This is a genomic window from Acinetobacter sp. SCLZS86, assembly GCF_021560715.1.
Classification (GTDB): Bacteria; Pseudomonadota; Gammaproteobacteria; order Pseudomonadales; family Moraxellaceae; genus Acinetobacter; species Acinetobacter towneri_A.
Map to the genome: position 1 here is coordinate 1,565,923 of NZ_CP090864.1, position 19,360 is coordinate 1,585,282.

10 protein-coding genes are annotated in these 19,360 nt (G+C 39.3%); 3 read left to right on the forward strand and 7 right to left on the reverse strand.

Features of this window, described 5'->3' with window-relative positions; all coding sequences use genetic code 11:
• Nucleotides 1-58: 58 nt before the first annotated feature.
• The 4 genes from LZP46_RS07505 to LZP46_RS07520 form a co-directional block, all read right to left on the reverse strand.
• Nucleotides 59-9,895, reverse strand: coding sequence for a PLxRFG domain-containing protein (locus LZP46_RS07505; RefSeq protein ID WP_236093423.1), 9,837 nt, complete (start codon nucleotides 9,893-9,895; stop codon nucleotides 59-61).
• Between the two features lie 116 nt (nucleotides 9,896-10,011).
• Nucleotides 10,012-10,815 (reverse strand): hypothetical protein, encoded by an 804-nt coding sequence (locus LZP46_RS07510; RefSeq protein ID WP_236093424.1) that lies wholly within the window; start codon nucleotides 10,813-10,815, stop codon nucleotides 10,012-10,014.
• A 22-nt stretch (nucleotides 10,816-10,837) separates the two neighbouring features.
• Nucleotides 10,838-11,377, reverse strand: a complete 540-nt coding sequence (locus LZP46_RS07515; protein WP_236093425.1) for a hypothetical protein — start codon at nucleotides 11,375-11,377, stop codon at nucleotides 10,838-10,840.
• Entirely contained in the window at nucleotides 11,377-12,156 is a 780-nt protein-coding gene (locus LZP46_RS07520; protein ID WP_236093426.1) for a TIGR04255 family protein, read from the reverse strand. The genes LZP46_RS07515 and LZP46_RS07520 overlap by 1 nt, the downstream gene beginning before the upstream one ends.
• A 487-nt stretch (nucleotides 12,157-12,643) precedes the next feature.
• Between LZP46_RS07520 and LZP46_RS07525 the strand changes: the two genes are divergently transcribed.
• Nucleotides 12,644-13,330, forward strand: coding sequence for a hypothetical protein (locus tag LZP46_RS07525; protein ID WP_236093427.1), 687 nt, complete (start codon nucleotides 12,644-12,646; stop codon nucleotides 13,328-13,330).
• Between the two features lie 32 nt (nucleotides 13,331-13,362).
• On the opposite strand, the gene LZP46_RS07530 is transcribed toward LZP46_RS07525, so the two are convergent.
• On the reverse strand, nucleotides 13,363-13,692 hold the full coding sequence (locus LZP46_RS07530) for an Arc family DNA-binding protein (protein WP_178866665.1): 330 nt from the start codon (nucleotides 13,690-13,692) through the stop codon (nucleotides 13,363-13,365).
• A gap of 107 nt (nucleotides 13,693-13,799) precedes the next feature.
• Here LZP46_RS07530 and LZP46_RS07535 point away from each other — a divergent pair, with 107 nt between their 5' ends.
• Nucleotides 13,800-13,964 (forward strand): Arc family DNA-binding protein, encoded by a 165-nt coding sequence (locus LZP46_RS07535; RefSeq protein WP_236093428.1) that lies wholly within the window; start codon nucleotides 13,800-13,802, stop codon nucleotides 13,962-13,964.
• 78 nt (nucleotides 13,965-14,042) lie between these two features.
• On the forward strand, nucleotides 14,043-14,843 hold the full coding sequence (locus LZP46_RS07540; protein ID WP_236093429.1) for a BRO-N domain-containing protein: 801 nt from the start codon (nucleotides 14,043-14,045) through the stop codon (nucleotides 14,841-14,843).
• 56 nt (nucleotides 14,844-14,899) lie between these two features.
• Here LZP46_RS07540 and LZP46_RS07545 read toward each other — a convergent pair whose 3' ends face one another.
• Complete coding sequence (locus LZP46_RS07545; RefSeq protein ID WP_236093430.1) at nucleotides 14,900-16,777, reverse strand: hypothetical protein; 1,878 nt, start codon at nucleotides 16,775-16,777, stop codon at nucleotides 14,900-14,902.
• Between the two features lie 69 nt (nucleotides 16,778-16,846).
• A complete protein-coding gene (locus LZP46_RS07550) occupies nucleotides 16,847-19,360 on the reverse strand; it encodes a hypothetical protein (protein WP_236093431.1) in 2,514 nt (837 codons plus the stop codon).

A 19,360-nucleotide genomic window follows, 5' to 3' on the forward strand; every position in this document is an offset into this window, starting at 1 on the left:
ATACTGCAACAAATAAACTTTTCAAAGATATCAAGCCACCCGACAAAGGTGGCTTTTCTTATAGCCGATTAAAAGCAAAGCTACCTTGGTCTTCAGCGCCCTTCTCTCGTTTAGAAAGGTAAACCCCACCATCACCAGTATCTTTCGCTCTTCGCTCAGTGGACTTATAGCTCTGCATTAAGTTTATACGATTAATACGCATACTTGGATTTTTTTCACTGACTTTTGCATTAAACTCTAAAATCTCAGCCCAAGCTTTATTCATTGCATCACTATCATTATTCTGCCTAGCAACAACCCATTTATGCATAAGCCCACGACGATGATCTGTTAGCTGATTTTTGTACTGATAGATTGCAGAACGCCCCTCATAGGAAGTTCGGACAGATGCAGGTGAAAAACCAATTGCTTGAGAAAACAACTCAACCCCTGTCACATCCTCAGGGTGAATCACATCATTGTTCTTAGTAAGTACACCATCGGTACCGTAACGATAAGACTTCATCGCATTTTTCAACACAACAGGTAACATGGTTTCTATGCCACGACCATAGTCACCATCTTGAATTTGCTGCAAACCTTTTACTGTGCTTGTGCTAATTCCAACGACTGGCCCAAGTAATGCAGATTGCATTGCAGTTGCCCAATCTGCGCCTTCAAGCCCTTCCTGCACATCAGGAATAATCAGGTTGTTTAAACCAACTCGACCAGATAAATCCACTGGACTGAATGCACGAGGAACGCCACCAAACACTAAATCCGCAAACTTAGGGTGAATATCTGCCAACCAGTTACGAATTACATTTTCCAATTCATAAGGGTCTTCATCATCGCCATCAGCCGAACCGAAGAATGCAGCTAATGCAGCAGCTCCAAAAGCAGCGGCTCCAAGTTTACTCTTCTTCGCAATTAAGACAGATGCTGTTGCTAACATACCTGTAATTGGCAACCCAATCGCACCTGCAGCTAGAGCGTGCATCCCCAAAATACCTGCCAAAGCACGTTGTGCTTCTTTTCTATCAGCAGGTTCAAGTGCATATAAAGACTGGTGAGCATGGCGAACTAAGGTATACAGCATATTTTGTGCATACTGCTTAAACAAAAGCAGTACTTTAGCAACATTACCCTGCATAAAACGCGCTCTATTCCCTGCCGAATAATCAAAGTGCCCTCTGTAAACCATATCCATAGCTTGCTCGAATGCTTCAGTGTGACCAACCCCAGATTGGCTAGCTAAACGATACGCAGCGATGAAAGTCACTTCACGGTTAAATCTTTCAGCATGGTGAAACATACCACTTGCTAAGCGCATTGCTGGTCGGAAATACCACATCACTTTACTGTCTTCACCTTGAGCAATACCTGCTAAGTCATGAGCCTGCGTAACATCAATAACACCACGCTTTACGGCTTCATTGTAAGCATCTAGCTCTAGTCCTTTGATAATTTTGTCAATATTGGGACTATAAACATCGCCAATACTATCTTTAAAACTCGCTAGGCTAGAAAAATCAGGAACCTTAAACTCAACACCCTTGGCAAAATCTCGTGATGCTTTCAGTAACTCTTTGCCTGCTTTATCGTAATTCCATTTAGCACCCATTAATGGATATGCAATTAATGCAGTTTGTGACAAGTTCACAATTGCAGCTGCAGGTGATAAACCCAAGTAATACATAAAGCCAACGCTAGTAAGAAAACTTGATAATGGATGCCCTTTAGGATTCATCAAATTTTCGTGGCGCTTCTTCATTTCTTCGATAACACTTTGGGCTGATCGCTGATCATATCCAGCAACATTTTTAAACTGTTCATCAGCATGTTTCTGCATTTCACTAAGTTGCTCAGCCAATTGATCACCATAGCGCAATTTGCCAAGATAATTTGCACCACTAAACATATTTTGCGCAAAAGCACGTCTAGCATCATTACTAAATCCCGCTGTACCTTTACGGTGAATGCCATGTTTTGCCCAAGATAAATCCGGTAAAGAGCTTAAATACAATTGACTCAACGTATCTTCAAAATCAGCTTGCGCCTTAGCATCTAAACCTAAGTTACCAACCTCCTCAAATAAGCTAGACATAAAGCCACGGCTAACACCATCTTCGGCAGCATTGAATTCTTTATCCTGCTTCACATCTTCAACTTTAAACAATGGGTATTGCTTGATTAAATCAGCACGTACAGAGTTGGCTTCTCCCATCGTTTCAGCCCGACTCACACTTACCGCATCACCATTTTTATTTCGCACTACAATCACATAACGCCCAAAACGTGACAGCGGGAAATACACACCTTTAATTTGACCAAAGGAACCTTCAATTTTCTTTAACAGATCAGTTTTTTTCTGATTACTTAAACTTGAGCGTAAAATGCGTTCTCTAATCGCTTCACGAACTTTGGCATAATGCCCACTATAGGCATTTCGAGCCTTTTTATACATTGCTTGAGCTTCAGGGGATAAATTATTATACGCATGAAGTAATTGTTGATATTTAACTTTATTATCGCCCTGTTGGTATGGTTTAGCAGGGTCAATTTGAGCTAAAGTTGCATCATGCATTACATTTGCTAAAGCTTCTTCATCCTTTAATTTAGACCACTCACGTACAATATTATCCGCCTCAGCAGCAATATCATTTTTATCAGCATCCATTTGTGCTGCTAATTCATTGTACTTAGTTAATGGTGGTAAAATTTTGTGATAGATTTCAGTTAAATGTCTACGACTCAAAAATTGCAAACCTAGTGGTAACCAATCAACCTTCTTGTTGTTAATCAAACTTTCAACCTTTGGTAATTGCTTTAAACCATCCGTAATGCGATTAGTAATATCATTATAATTTGTGCTGCGGCTATATAAGCGTTGAGAACCCTGATTACTATTTGCTGCTTTACCAATCATTCTCTCTGCTAAAGCAACTATATCATTCGGGCTAAGGTTCAAATTCACCCCTAAACGGTCATAAAGCCAAGCTTTAACTTGAGAGATAAGCTCATCAATCAGACGTTTAACATTCCCTTTGTGAATTGCATTTTTAACTTGTGTATTAGATGCCAAAGTTAAAAGGTATGGCAGCATTTCTAGTTGCTGAATATCTGAGTTCGTTTCACGTTCTGCAAGACGCTTTGCCTCTAAAGCGATTGGATTGTTCTGGGAAATTAGCCGATCAAACTGACGCATTAAATCCTGATACTGTTTTGGTGTCATCATATTCTGAAAACCACCATGACCACCCAACTCATGCAGGAATGTTGGAACAATAGTTTCATCCGTTAAAGCATCGGCAATTAAGGTGACTTGGCCTTTCTCGTAAAACCCTTCGATACCTGCTTCGGAATAAGTATCCAGGATATTTAATTTTCCCTGCTTTTCTAATTGATTTATTGTACTGGCACCAAAACGCTCAATAAGCTTATCCCGCACCTGTTTTGCCGATGTATCGGTACGATTTGTAGATTCCCTACGACTAAATAATTTATCGTTGTTATTTTTCGATATTGTGCTGCTTTCATACTTACCAAAATATCGTTTATCAACAACGGCTTTACGTGCTTCAGCAAGAAACATCATCAAATCGCTATCGTTATAGCGTGAAAGGAAATTATTAAAGCCACGTTCACGGAACCATTGACGTATATATCCAACGACTTCTTTTAATTTTTGTCTCAAAAAAGGTTGAGACTTTGCATTTTGAGCAATAAAAGCAAACAACTCACCAACTAAGGCTTGCTGCACGTCAGCTTCAGTATAAATTTCCTCTTTGGCAGCCTGAGTATAAGGTTGGATATAGGCACCTTCATATTGCTGCATATCCACGCCATTATCTTTAGCAATTTTACGAATGCCGTCGATACCACCAAGCGCATTAAACAACTGCTGTAGCTTAGTCTTATATTGGTTGCCGAATATCTGCTGAATACCAAAATGGCCGATGATTTCGTGTACTAACAATTCCTCATACGCATCAAATGTAGTAAGCTGTTTTCCGCTATCTCCATACACTTGATCGGCAACTACATAGAGCGTGCCATTATGCCAAACACCGCTTACATCATAATTTTGTGTATTGCCATTCTCATCTTGGTAGGTTGCATCTTTTTGTATTTCCGCAGGAAGTCCATCAAAGCTAGAAATGACCTGAACATTAAAAGCCCGACTACCGATACCCTTGATCGTAATTCTTCCACTAACCGACGCATCTTGTGTAGCGGACAATTTGAGATGCTGAAGAATAGAAAGGACACGTCGGGTACCACTAACCACAGATAATGGCTTAAATGTAGTACTCATTGGTGATGTGCCAACACGCTCATCATCTGGTTTTAATTTATTACGGCTATATAGTTTGGTTCCTGATTCTGTTTGTTCTGTCTTTAAAGACTTCACCAAAGTATCAAATTTTTCATTTATCGCTTTACGTTCTGCACCAGTAGGAAATGGTCGCTTAAAACCCCATGGTGTAAAGATTGCTGCACTTTCAGGACCAAAATTCAGAAACGGACTATAACCACTATTTTCTGAAATTTTATCTTCTACATACCCTTGGAATGCGCGTGCTGTCATTTCAGGAGTTGTAATCCAATAATCTGTACCGCGTCCCTGATCTAACTCTTTTGCATTCATAGCAAAATCCGTTGGTATCATTTTCGCTTTCTCTGTACCATTTTGAGCTTCTGCCAATAGTTTGAGGCGTTGGGCATATGTATTCATGTATTGACGTAATCGGTCTAATACACCCTTTTGTTCAGCATTAAACCCTGATCTACCACGGACAGATTTATAAATCACACTCAATTTATCTAGGGCATCATTAGACCAACGTGCGCCACTAAATATATTTCGACTATTCTTGTTATTGCTATGACGCATTTCCGTAGCGAGTGCGGTACCTGTGAGCAATAACTCAGCAACAGTGTCAAACTCAGCCAACTGTTCAGCTGAGGCCGCTTTGTTAAAGCGCTTGTAATATTTGGGATCAAGCTCACGATTAAGATCAGCACGTAACTTATCTAATTGATCTTTTAAGTTGTTTCTCGCAGAACTAACGAAGCTTTCAACCTTAACAGTATCTTCAATATAGTTTTCAGATTTTCTAAAAATTGTCTGTACCAATTGTTTATAGGCTTCTTGCACATCTTCACGAACATTTGATTTATAAGAGAATCCAGAAGTGACGCTCATATCTTCAAAGTGTTTTGCAATCTTTAATGATCGACTGCCATCCGCGTTCGTTACCCATTCAGATGGGGCTTTGCCATCTTGTCGACCAAAATAGTGATCTAATGCATGCCACCATTCATGAGCTAATGAACCTGCGCCATTCAATTTGGTCAAGTTAATCACAGCACGTTCGGGTTCATAGTGCGCCTTTGCACCACTTAATCCTTGCCCTCTGGCACCAAACGCTAAAGCGAGTTCCCCATTTAGGCTAATTGCTGCGGGTGGGATATTTAAAATCTCAGTCAAGTCCATGAGACCATCAAAGGCATCATTTAATAGCTCTTGGCGTTCTGCCTGATTATTCCAGTTCCCAAATTCAACACCACGGAAACCAAACACACGAATAAAATCGGCATCTTTAGCATCACCTTTACGGCGATCTAGTCCTTTTCTTACCGTATTTTCAGGTCGAGGAAGATCAATTTCCCCAAAAGTTGTATTGGTTTCTAGAATTTCAATCGCATGGATTGCCATATATTTCATAGCATCTTCACGTGTTTGAAATTCTTGTTCGACAACTTTAACGCGCTTCCGATCACTAATTTCACGATAGATAGAAAAGCTATCTTTTCCAGCAGCCCACACACGGTGCTTTTGAGCTACAGCTAGAATTGGTAGTGCAAGTTCAGCATCTTTTTGAGAATCAAAAAATTGTTTGCCTAGTTGCTTGGCATTCCCCTTCCAATCCTTTTTTCTTGTATCCGTGATAATCCATTTACCAACTTCATTTGGATTACTTGAGGCAGCAATTTCAGTAATCTCAAATCGCTTGGCCCAAGTTGGACGATTGTCCTTTGTAGTAGTGCTAGAGGTTTTGGGGCCAGTCTTCACTGAAGTATCTTTACGAGCACCACCAATTTTTTCACCAAAATCTTGAATTGTTTCTTTTTCAGATGTTGGCGCTGTTTTCTTTAAGACTTTTGAGGATTCTGGTTGTTCTTGCGCTGCTTCACTTCTTGGGCTAGTTCCTCGTCCTGATCGTCCACCGCCAGCTGTGCCAGCGTCTGGTTCATTAGATTGCGGGCTAGTGAAGATGTCTTGTTGCTTTTCGGTTTCTTGTCGTCTGACTTGTTCATGTGTAGTCCTTAAAATTTCTGCGCCAGTAGGGTCATTCTCACCAAACAAGTTGACACCTGATTTAGTGGAAAGTGCATTATCAATATAGTATTTAAGTGCAGTGGCAACTTTCTCACGGCTTCTTGCACGAGTCAGTTTATCACCTGAATAAAAGATTCTCAGAAAGTCTTGTGTAACTTGATCAATTTCACCTGAAAAAATATCACTTTGATTCATTAAATCAAAAACAGATCGACCTTCTCTACGTGCCTTTTTGATAAGGTTTACAGCTTCCAACAAGTTGGCCGTAATATCTACATCTTTTGAAATGACACCCTGATCAACCATTTCAAGCATATTTGCCCAGAACCCTGAAACATCCATTAAGGCACCACCAATCGCCTTAATATTACTGTCAGAACTTTCAAACAAATCAGAAATCAAAGTTTGATCACCGTAGGCACGTGCAACCAAGGATGCTTGAATACGACGTAAACCTTTTTGGGTCAAAACACCATCTGCACCTAATAAACTGCCTCGCTCATTCGATGATGCAATTCCATTGACATAGGATTTAACAAAGTTTCTATTCTGTGCAGAGTCAATTTCCCCACCATAAAATTGATGCAAAATAGAACCTAATTTTGCAGCATCGGATTTCGCCTGTTCAGTATCGCTCAACTCAAGTGTGGAGCGTTGGTTCGCCTCACCTGTATAAGCAATGCGTTCTGCAGAAGTCATTGGTGTAATACGCTCACGTACCAATACAGGCGCTGTCATACCATCAGTGTTATAACCCTGCTCTTTCAACCACTGTCGATAATGCTCTGCCTTACCTTCCATATATGCCTTAGTAATCGCCATAGAACGACCATTACCACTTTCAACAATGTTTTCCACTGAAACAATTGGTGCTCCATCAGAAGCGTTCGGGTTTTCACCAAGCAATAATGGATTTAACTGATACGCAATTTCCGTAATTTGCATTTGTGACGCAGCGCGAGTACGGTCTCTTGGTTGTAACTCTTGAGGATAATTAGGATTAATTTGTCCATTAGGATTATTTGATGTGATTAAATCAGTAGCTTCCACTAACTTATGCTGAACCTCAAATGAACGTCCAGTTGCTGTAGTCACAACTTCCTTTTTATCAGCAATACGATCTGATTTAGGCTGAACTTTTTCACTGACTGGACGCACGGTGTCATCATTATCTAACCAGCTTTTAAACTCATCTTTTGATAATGAACGAATAGGACCAACTTTCCATCCTGGATCAAAGTTAGATTTATACGCTTGCTCAGCCTCTTCTAGGCTTTGATACCCAAGCATAATTTTATGCTCATCAAATTGATCATTATCTTGATTTAATTGATCAACGATAAAGACACGTTCTGATTCAGGGTTCTTGCCTACATACACATCTAACTGTTCTTGGTCTGCCCCTTTGGTTTTTTTGATATAACCATAATGGTCACTCATCGTGTGCGACCAGTCACTACCATCAGGGTTTTTACCACTACGTGTGGAGCCACGCGGACTTTCAATAGCAATATCTAAACCATGAACCTTAATGTGGCCTTTTTTATAATTGCCTGCTTCAATTTGTGCTTGTGTAGGTGCTGGTAAATTATTACCAGAACTAGTTGCAGCTTCATTTGCTGAAATGTCAATTTGCTGCTTTTTCTGCTCATTCAGCTGAAGCATTTCAACTCGATTTAACTCACTATTTAAGTTGGTTAACTCACGTCTTAATTGGGCTTTTTGGGCCACGCTTGTTTCTGCATCAAACTTTTGTTGGGCCTCTTGAATACGTGTATTTAAATCAAGTTTTTCGGTCTCAATTTCAGGTGCTGTGGCTGTGTTTGTATTATTGCTAGCCGCATCATCTTTGCTATTTTCCTGAGATTGTAAAGAACTCAATAAATCAGGTTGCGTCGTAGCCTGTTGGCTTTCACCCAAAAAAGTACGGTAATTTGTAGGTACAGAACTTAATTGCTGACCATCTTCCTGCTCAGCTGAGTAAGTTAATAATCCTGTTGATGTCACTCCACTATCTACAGCTAAAGCCGCTGCAGATGACATAGGACCATCATTGGGATTAATCCCCATTTGTTGAGAAGGGGTTTGTTCTTGAGTTGGAAATACATAGTCGGGAATAGATGATGTTTGAATTTCCGTACTTAGAGCAGGATGCTCGAAATCAATCGTATTACCATAATCAGTATTTTGTTGTTGTTCACCACCCACTGTCCATGTATCTGAAGCTGGTGTGCTTGTAGTCGATTCAAAATCTACTTGATTATCATAGGTAGTTTGTTGCTGTGGCGTTCCATTCTGTTCAGCTTGATTAACATTAGTAGATGTGAAATCAAGTCCATTGTCATATTGAATTTGAGAATTATTTTGTTGTTCTGTTTGAGCTTGCTCACCCTGAATATTCGCTGCTTGTTTCTCATCCACCGCACTTTTAGGTTTTGTTAAGTATTGAAAGGCTTTCTGCCCGCTATACATAACACCGGATTGACCGAGTGAGCTAATCGCTTCTAATGCTGCGTTTTTTGTGTCCCAATCGCCATACGCAACCCCTGAGCCAACATACTCCCCTGTAAACTCCCCTAAAGGTTCTGTTGCAAAGGCTGCCGTATTTCGTGCTGCGTTACCTATGCCTTTCAATGATGATTGATATGTTGTGTCTGCTGCAATACGTTTAGCAAAATCATTGCTATTCATTGCTGCTTTCACCGCAGCATTGTCTGCTGTATCTACCCCCATGTCAGCCAAAGCTCGAGTAGTCGCAGCCTTTGCGGGTGCATCTAAAAGAAAACGTCCAATCTTCCAAGTTGCAGCATCAACCGCACCCAAAACAAGACCCTTGACCGCAGCTTCATCAAAAAGTTGATCGCCATTCTTTTCAATAAATGCCTGAACTGCTTTTGTATCCTGAGGATTAATTCCAGCTTTTTGTATCGAATCAAGTAAATGATAGCCACCCTCAATCGCTGTGTTGCCTGCAGCTCCACCGCCAATCATCCCGACTACACCACCAATTGCAGCACCAGGTGCTGCACCCGCACCGCCAAAAGCAGCTCCAATTGCCCCACCCGCAAGCGCACCACCTTTTGCACCCGCTGCCATACCTGTCATGGGTGCAATCATATTGGGTGTTTGTTCAAGTAGACCAGAACCCATCGCTTTAACATCTTTAGCTACAGAACGAACACCTCCAATAAACCCGTCAGAATTTTCAGCATTTTTTTTAATCTGCCCTACAACTTCTGAAATACCTCCAGTAATCCCATCTCCTCGCTCCCATGCATTCATGAGAACCTGACCCTCTTTGGAGCCTGGATTAGCTTTTGCATAATCATCTGCTTCTTTGACCTTTTGCGCTGCTGATGCTGTATCACCAGTAGCAAGATCAGTAGAAATAGCCATGCTGTTTTTTGCTTTATTCCAGCCGCGTGCCAACGGGTTGTCTTGTTCTTCTTGTTTTTGAGGTTCTTGTTTACCCCAATTCATCTCCCACGGCTTTACATTAGAATTGCTGGCAGGGTTTTGTTCTTGTTTAGTATTACCCCAATCCATTTCCCAAGGTTTTTTCTCAGACATGACGCACTCCTAATTTTATGCGTCTATCATGGTTTTTATTTAGAATTTGGTCGAACCTTACAGGGGATAATGAAAAATGTGTTACTAGTTTATATAACGTGTAAAATATAACTCTCTTAATTCATCGAAATTTCTGGAGGTAATGGATCATCATTTTTATATGATAATTCATCTAAATTAAATCTCTTATATTGCTTTAATGTACCAACAGAAACCTGAAACTCTGTCACAGTTTTTGTCTCTCCCACATTCATCTTAGCCTCTATTAATGCCTCTTTATACTTATCGGTTATGGAATCAATAGCTTTTAAGTCTTCATCTTCTAAATTTGGTACAACTAAAGCCAATAAATCAACAAAATAATTTTCACCATCTGCAATTTCCTTGTCAGGATAAACTTTTGCATATATTCCGATTAAGTTGTTACTTACCTTTGATACAGCTTTTTTACGCTTGTCTTTTTTCCAAGCAGCGTCTACTCGACGATCAAACTCTGTTGGAAACGCAGGGCGTTTGTATCTAGATGCTAACCAATCAATATAGAAATTTAATTCCTCTTGAGTGAATTGAATTTCCAGGTTTGGTAAAATTCCTTCAGGAATATCGTCTTTAATTATACAAATTTTTTCAAAAGCAATTAAAGTGACATACTTATTTCCCTGTAAAGATTCTAGAGTGCAATTCAATTTTCTAGGGTTTTTGTTAAAGCAAAAATTACCAAAACTAGGGTCTTTATCTACATATCGTGCAATAGAAAATTCAATCACTAAATCTGAACTATTTGCCACATCACACGAACCTGATGCAACGATCAATAAAACATCATCGGCAAATAACTCTGATTTACCAGCTAAATTTAATAAATGAGCGACATCTTCAGGCTTAACAATACAACCTTGCAACCAACCACTTTCTTCCATCCAATGTCGCACAATTCAAACCTCAAATTAAATCAGTTTCACCAATAGATTGATGCATTAAACGATTGCCAGCGAATAATATTTTTTCGCTATCACTATTTGAATCCTGTAGTAGGTCTTTAACAGTCTTACCATCTAGTACAGGACTATTTAATTTAATATTGTCTGTAGGAAATTGTGCACTTTTCCAATTCTTTGCAAGAAGGTATAACTCAAACATTTTTTGAGTTTTTTCCTTATTTGGTTCGGATTCGTACTTTTTCCAATTTAGTAAAGTTTTCCTTGTAACACCAATACTTTTAGCTAATTCTTCCTCTGTTAAAGAAAAAGTAGATTTAATGAATTCAAGATTTTGCTCAAGGATTGTTGTTTGTTTATTAAGAATTGTATATTTTTGGCCCGTTCTTGAATGTTCGGCTAACCATGCAAAATTAGGCGAAATACTACCAGTTGAATAATGATTAGGTTCTGATACAACATGTTGAACAAACCCAGAACCTGAATGATTACTTAAAGACCCAACATTAAGTATTGTGGATACTGTGAGAGCTGCAAAATCCATTATTTCCAAGCCTCCCGACCTTGACTAGTCGTAATTTCCCAAAAAGCATTTCTAGTAATTGAGTGTAACTCTTCCATTTTATTAGAAATGAAGTCTAGCTCAAATAATTGAGTTTCCACTTCAGGCTGCCAATAATGATCAAAATCTAATAAAATTCTTTTACTAAATCCTGTTTCCTTATGAAAAGTAATCGGAGATTCCACTAAATCTTGCCATACAGGCAAATTTAGTATTCCATACAAACTTCTAATTGCAATAATGCCTGCTGGTGTTTTATAAACAGTTTCATTAATCCTATGAACTTGATCTCCAACGCCATTAATGCTCCCTGCTTCGCAAACTACCGATTGAACATATGATTCAATAGGTTCTTCTTTATTTTTTTGAATAATAGCATCCGAATAACGTAATCCTACTCTCAATAGGAGTGTTGGTTTAACTTCCTGAATTAAGAAATCGAGAGCTTTTTTACAATCATTCCAAAAATTAGGAAATCGTTCATACTCACTACTAAGAACGACTAATCGACTTTTATCAAGCATTATTGCTCGTTTTTTATTACTTGACAGAAACACCCACCCAGTTGAGCTATTTACACGTATACCTTGTTGCTCAATTATCATTTCTTGTTGTTCTGTTGTAGAAAAAAGAGGAAAATCTTGTCTCAAAAAATTCTGAAATGCAGGGATGTAACTTTCCATTTGTAGAATGCTTGAGAAACGGAATTCTGCCAACACAACAACTAGAGGTTGGTTTGTTAGTTTTTCATATTTACTCATAGTTTTTCACAAGATTACCCAATTTATAACGTATATATTACCCACAAAATTACCCAATTAAAATGATATCTGTACCTTCATCGTAATTTTCGTTTAAAACTTTTTCATGAAAGCTCCTTAATATCAATATATCGACTTAAGTTGCCCATCATATAGTCATGAAACTACCAGTAAAAATGGCTTTATATTTACTGTTGAACCCATCTAACCCCATCCCATACGGCAGTCAACAAAGGGTACGCACAATCTGCGTACCCCCTCTGTTTCTAAGCTGCCTATATGGCAGTGAACTGGTTTTCCTCAAAAAAGATGACAGGCAAAAATGTGGACGGTTGATAGATACACATTTCTTTCGATGTACGGTCTAGCCTGCACATCAACTTTATTTTTACTGAAAGAATGAGTGCTAACCCTACAGGGGAGTATTGATACTGTCGAAAAAATAAACTATCGTAATTTCATATAATTATTAGTTTTTGGTGGGGATATGAAAACTCAAAATAAGCATGGTCTAATATTCTTTTTATTAGCGTTTACTATCGTCCTTGTTGCATTTTTTTCTTTTGCTCCAAAATCTTCAAAGCCAAATCATTTGGCAGAGAATGCTCAACAAGAAACAGAGCCAATGTTAAGACCATTTTATGGTAAAACTGATCAAGAATTAGCAGCAGAGGATGCACAGCCAAAGCCTTGGGAAATGGATTGGAGTGCTGCCAAATCAGCAAATCACCCCCAAGAACAAACTGGCTGGAATAATGAGATAACCACACCATATCAGCAAGAAATGCAGAATAATAATTTAGCAACTACACCAACCTATTCCTATACAAAAAATCCTTCTTACAATTATCATTCATACGATGACAGCAATAGCGACAAGTACGTTTATCGTACACACTCTACAGAAGATACAAGCTCTCGAACTTCAAACGATTATTATCAAAATACTGACAGCTATTCCAGCCCAAGATCAAACTATGATGATTACTCAACTTCTAGCAATTCATATTCCGCACCTATGCCACAACGTCAACCATCCACAATAACCAACTGTGATGGTGCAGGATGTTGGGGTTCAGATGGCACACGATACAACCGTGGTGCAGGTGATACATATTTCCCAACCACTGGTGGTTCGTGCCAAAGCATTGGTGGGCAAATGCAGTGTAATTAAAGCAATCAAGATAAAGCCGACACGAGTCGGCTTTATTTATCTTTTTCATCTAATTTTTTTTCAATCGCTTCTAACTTCTTCAGTATGCGGGAAGTAAATATCGAGCTATCAACAGATTCTGAAACTCCAATATTATCTAATCTTGTTTGCAATTCATTTGAATTCGATTCCGCTTCAAGTACAGCATCAATAATTTCAGCACAACCATTCGAAGAAGACATAAATTCATCTTGCTCTAGTGTTTTTTGTAATCTAAATGCAGCTTCACTATTTATAGATCGCCCATTTTTCTTTGCCGCTTTAGCAATGTCATCTTTTATCGACTTAAGTAAACGTAAATTAAACTGCGTATCTTCAGTCATCAGTTTATCTCTATTGAGCAAAATTAGCATTATGCTAACAAAATGTGTTGACATCAATGTTAATGTTTTGCTATGTTATTAAAACGCTAACATAAATAGGAAAGTTAATGGTTAGAAATGATCAACAAGTAAATGTGCGTATGCCACAAGAGATAGTAGAAGAATTGAAAATCCAAGCTATCAAGAATCGCCGATCTTTGACTGCTCAACTCAATAAAATTGTTGAGGACTGGCTAAGAGAGCAGAAACAACAAGAGAGTGCGAAAGCATGAAATCAACAGGCACAAAAAAACCTTGCCATCCGCCAAGATTAAACAAGGTTTTGTTGCTATCACAAAGGATATAAACGTATGACTAGTTTAGCATTAAGTTTTAACGAAGTAAATTTTTCGCCTGTACAACAGGATGGGCAAATCTGGATTGCTTCACGTGAGCTTGGGCAGGCTCTGGGTTACTCGCGTGAAGATGCTGTTAATAAGATTTTTGAGCGCAATTCAGATGAGTTCACAGTAAGTATGGCTCGTAACGTCAAATTGACGTTACAGGGTCAAGCTCGTGAGGTTAGGGTGTTTTCTTTGCGCGGTTGTCACTTGATAGCTATGCTTTCAAGAACAGCAATCGCAAAGCAATTCCGTAAATGGGTGTTGGATATCCTAGATCATGAAGTTTTAAATCAACAGATTGAAAGTCGCCAATCCATCTCACCAGAACAGCAAGCTTTACTACATGAAATCGTTGCACGTCGTTCTGGTGGTGAACGTAAAATATTTGCAGAAATGTGGAGTCGTCACAATCGCCATTTCAAAATTCCACGCTATGCGGAGCTACTAGCAATTCATTTTCCTGAAAGTGTTCACTTTTTAGAAACAATGCAGTTAAAGGCTAAACCTGAAAAACAGGAAATTAAAGCCCTTCCATATCCCCCAGAAGTGATTCAAGTTGCTCAACAGATTAATAATGAATACAACGGTGGCCATTATCATTCTTGGTTTATTAGCGTGCGAGATGATGGTGTTTTAAGTGTTCAGCCATTAACCAAAGGTTACTATCCAATGAATGTTGTTGAATTTACAAAGCGTTTCGATGGTGTGCTGGACTACTTATACGGCAGCGACTTATTAAGAGTGGGTCGATATTTGGCAAACAGATAATTAAAAAGCCACCCTATCTAGGGTGGCTTGTTGTTTCCATTTTTTTCATTGGCATATTAAGCTTTCTCCCACGATTCAGGCTTATTTATATCTCCACCTTTATACTTGTATCCATTAACGACTGCCCCAACTTGAGGTGTGTTTTGCTGCCGTTGCGACGGTGAATCATAGTCAATTCGCTGTCCTGTGCCTTCATCTATAAGAATATCAGGATTACGAATTGCCCCCTGATCTGTCAGTGTTTGACCACCATACACAGCTTTTAAACTTCGTTTCTGTTGCTGCTCAGCACGTCCAGTCGCAAAATTATATTTCTCAGCAATAGATTGTTTTTCTTCTGGAGTTTTAGCGGCATCATAGGCTTTAAGTAAATTGAGTTCATAAGCCTGCTTCATTCTTGCGGGCATATTATTCAACTGTTCTTCACTAAACTGACGATTCGCCAAGTTATTAGTCGCATTAAATTTCTGTGCTTCAAAGTTTAGGTTAGAGTTAAAGCGGTTATTTTCCCCTTGCTCACCCAATTCAGCACGGTAGTTTTGACCAGTTTGCCCCATTGCTTCACGCTGTAAAGCTGCAGCATTATCGGCATCCGTTTTGTATAAATCTGCTGCATCAGGGTCGTTATTAGACAAACGAAGTAACACTTCAGCTTGTTTAGCTGTAGGCCCAAATTTCGGGTCAATTGCTGACTTAATCTGATTTGCTAGATATGCACGATTTGCTTTCTCTTCATCCGACATTACGGGGCGCTCTGGCTGCTTAGCAATGCCTGCATATCCTTGCATGCCCATATTTAGTTCACGTTGCGCCAAAGCTCGGTTTATTTGCTCGTTGCTTGCCACCATTTCACGGGTATTTGCTAATAAGTTTTTCACCCCTGCAGGGTCGCCTGCTGAATTGACTTTAAAACCTAGACCAAGTGTTTCAGGTACACCATTTGCACGTGCTTGAGCAGCCGCACTTGGGTTTGCATAACTAAAAGCATTGCCTTTTTGCTGAATGGCATAAGGGTTTTCTTGGGTTTGTGTTGGATTAACCGATGCTTGATTTAAGTCAAACATATCTACTTTTGGCTGCTCCTGATTATTACTTTCAAGATTGGTGGTCACAGGTGCATTTGTGGTAACCGCAGGCTTTGTCTTGGTTGTTGATGGTACTAATGAGGCTTGAGATTTTGGTGCTGCACTAGATGGGAATCTCGAACTTAAAGTATCTTTTATACCATTGTTCATCATCGGGTTTTGACTTGGCTCACGGCGTTTAAGCAAATCAAAACCCGATGCAGGTTGTTCCAATGATGCTGGCTTGCCTTCATTTGCTGTAGAAAAAGCAGCTCTAAAAGTATTGGCAGGATTCATCTGCCCCAAATTGACTTTAGGCATTTCAAGACCCAAGTCAAACTCACCAAGTCCAAAATTGGCATTAGATTTTGGAGGTGCGGCTGTTTGAGCTTGAGTGTTTGGCAGTGAATCAGGTGGAGGAGATGCTTTTCCAAATCCATTACTTAAAGTATTTCCAATCCCTTGATTCATCATAGGGTTTTGCTCACGGCGTTTTAAAAGCTCAGGAACACCATTTTCATCAGTTCCACCAGAAAAAAACAATTCTGGAGTTTTTTTCCCAGGTTTAAATCCTAGTTGTGGTTTTTCCGTTGGTGTATGAGTTGCCTGCTTTAAGCGTTGTAGAAACTGCCCGCCTATTTCTTGTAACTGCTCTGGTGGAAGCAAATATTCGCCATTGGATACATTCACTTCAGTAGAGGGTTTACCAAGATTTTTTAAATTATTTACACCAATTTTCTGGGTAGAGTCGGCAGGCATAATATAACTGCCTGCAGGTACACTCTTTTTGATACTGTCGGATGTGCCAGTACCTGCACCTTGAATTAGTCCATTTTCATCTTGCTTTGAACGTTTTTTTAAGCCGTACATGACACTTATTCCAATATAAATATCATGTATATTTAATCAATACAGGCTGTAAGCGTTAGCCTTACAGGGTTAGTATGAGTAATTGTGACTCGTACTCTCCGACTCACTTGCACTATAACTAAGTGAACTTGAACCACTACCACTAATACTTGCGGAAACGTGCATAGCAGACATAGCACCAGCCGCCAACTGAGCAGTATATTGCCCTACCGACTTAGCAGCTTCTAATGCGAGTTGAGCTTTTTGAATCGCATTTTGCATTTTGGCTTCATACTCTTTCATTTGCATTTCTGCATAGGCAATATTCGTACGCACATTCATATCCGTATATCGTGCTTGTGTTTCACTGTTGGCAATTGAAGTACGTAAATTCATGTCTGCATAGCGTGCGTGTGTTTCAGCAAAAGCAATGTTGGTGCGTGATTGCATATCGGCATATCTTGCCTGCATTTCTGCATTAGAAATACTGACCCTACTCTGAGACTGAATGTAATTGTTATACACATCTGCATTAGCAATCGTTGTTCTCAAACTCAAATCAGCATATCGTGAATGTGCATCAGCAACGGCAATAGCTGTTCTGGATTTCATATCAGCAAATCGAGCTAGTGATTCACTATTCGCGATACCAACACGCATTCTCATTTCGGCAAATTTGGCTTGTGCATCTGCAAAAGAAATTTTAGTACGCGATATTGAGTCAATGACGCTTGCTTGAGTATTTACTCTGGATGTTTCAACGTCAGCTTGTGCTTTAAATAATTCTACTTGTGAATTAAATGCTGATGTATTGCTTTGAACAACACCCATTTTTGCATCAATTTCAGCCTTGTACGCTTCAATATTTGCTTGATATTCAGATATTTTTACACGTGCAGCTTCAAGGTTGAGTTCAATCTGCTTAGATTTAACATTGGCTTTAGCAGATACACCATCTATAGTTGCCGCATACATACGAGCAAGAGATTCATACATGGATGCTTTGGAGGTTTCAGCCTTAATTTGAGAATCGTAAGCTTCAACTTTAAGCTTTTCGGCCCCAATCTGTTCGGAATATGCTTGAACCTCAGATTTATATGCATCAAATTTAGTCGCAATCAATCCAGCTCGTGCAGTAGCACCTTGAACCAGTGCTTTATATACCTCAACATTGGTCATAACTGCTTCAATTTTGGCTTTAAAAACATCAACTTTTTGTTGGTTGATCTGCCCAATAACCGCCTGCGCATCAAGCATTGCTTTGTAAGCGCTGATTCGTGAAATGGTTGCATCAATTTTAGTTTTATAAACTGTGATCAAACTTTCAAATGCAGAATTTTGAGCGTTAAAAATACCAATTTGAGCATTTAGAACACTGATTTTACTGTCAATTTGGAACTTAACTAATTCCATCATATTAGAAACATAAGCAAGCCACATGTCTTGCTTCATTTTTTCCAATGCCATGCCTTGCTCAGTAAGGAAGCGGATATGTTCAAGTTGTTTGTCAAAAGACTGAATTAAAATATCACGGTTTAAATCCCCAATAGCAAGTTTACCTTGATCACGAATATCGCTGACCTGCTTTGCCAACATCCCTTGTGGCATTGAAAAACCACGACTTGCCCACTCCGTTACAGCTTCTTGCACTGATCGTTCAGTTTCTCGGCTTGTGCGCTCTCTAGCCCGATTAAATAATGATTGCTCAACTGCAGCGGGCAAACCAAGACCTGCATGACTTCCATCTAGCCATGAACGGATTTCCAGGACCAACGGCTTAATTGCACTCTCAGTGTTAAAAGCATAATAATCTTGCTTCACAACATTACTGGCATCAGAGATTAAAGCATCTATATTGTCTGGAATTGTTATATTAAACTCAGGTGGACTGCCTTCAAATACAGGAATTTCTTCATATTTGAAATCAGGCAATTGAATTTTTTCCATTGCATCCATTTCTGGAATGACAATAGTTGGTGCGCCAGGCATTTCAATATCGTCATTAATTTCAGGCCTTAATGGGGCCGAAATGACACCCATGCTTGGTGCTGTTGGTAAATTTAAAATTGGCGCTTCTGGTGTTGCTGGCAATTCCAGATCGCTTAAATCTAAATCCTTTATTAAATCGCTTAAATTGATCTTATCTGGCAGGGCACCTGCATCAAAATTTTGCACATTAAAAGTAGGTGCTGTTGGTAAATTAACTGCCGTGTCAAATTCAGGGACCAATGAAGCATTAATAAAATCAGGTGTAGATAAATCCTCTGAAAAAATTGGAGCATCGGGTAAATCAATATTCAATTCCTGAAATTCAAGAGCAGATATTTCCTGCGGCTTTTGAATATTAATATCTATAATTGGCGCAACAGGTGTATCGGCGTTTAATTCGGGTGCAGCAATCCCTGCTATTGGTGCATACCCTGCAGCGTCAGGTTTTGGTAAAGGTGCGGAGGGACTTATATCCTCTACTTTAATGTTGCCTATATCCGCAAGTGATTGAGATAAGTCCGACAATAAGGCACTAGATTTACCTTCAAAATATTTCATCTTGTCATCAACTTGGTCAATCGCCTTTTCTACAACAAGCATACTTGGAAGTAACAT

Coding starts and splice junctions, on each gene's coding strand:
- LZP46_RS07525 (WP_236093427.1), top strand. CDS start 12,644: ATGAAAACTCAAAATAAGCATGGTCTAATATTCTTTTTATTAGCGTTT.
- LZP46_RS07515 (WP_236093425.1), bottom strand. CDS start 11,377: ATGGATTTTGCAGCTCTCACAGTATCCACAATACTTAATGTTGGGTCT.
- LZP46_RS07520 (WP_236093426.1), bottom strand. CDS start 12,156: ATGAGTAAATATGAAAAACTAACAAACCAACCTCTAGTTGTTGTGTTG.
- LZP46_RS07545 (WP_236093430.1), bottom strand. CDS start 16,777: ATGTACGGCTTAAAAAAACGTTCAAAGCAAGATGAAAATGGACTAATT.
- LZP46_RS07510 (WP_236093424.1), bottom strand. CDS start 10,815: ATGGAAGAAAGTGGTTGGTTGCAAGGTTGTATTGTTAAGCCTGAAGAT.
- LZP46_RS07505 (WP_236093423.1), bottom strand. CDS start 9,895: ATGTCTGAGAAAAAACCTTGGGAAATGGATTGGGGTAATACTAAACAA.
- LZP46_RS07530 (WP_178866665.1), bottom strand. CDS start 13,692: ATGACTGAAGATACGCAGTTTAATTTACGTTTACTTAAGTCGATAAAA.
- LZP46_RS07550 (WP_236093431.1), bottom strand. CDS start 19,360: ATGTTACTTCCAAGTATGCTTGTTGTAGAAAAGGCGATTGACCAAGTT.
- LZP46_RS07535 (WP_236093428.1), top strand. CDS start 13,800: ATGGTTAGAAATGATCAACAAGTAAATGTGCGTATGCCACAAGAGATA.
- LZP46_RS07540 (WP_236093429.1), top strand. CDS start 14,043: ATGACTAGTTTAGCATTAAGTTTTAACGAAGTAAATTTTTCGCCTGTA.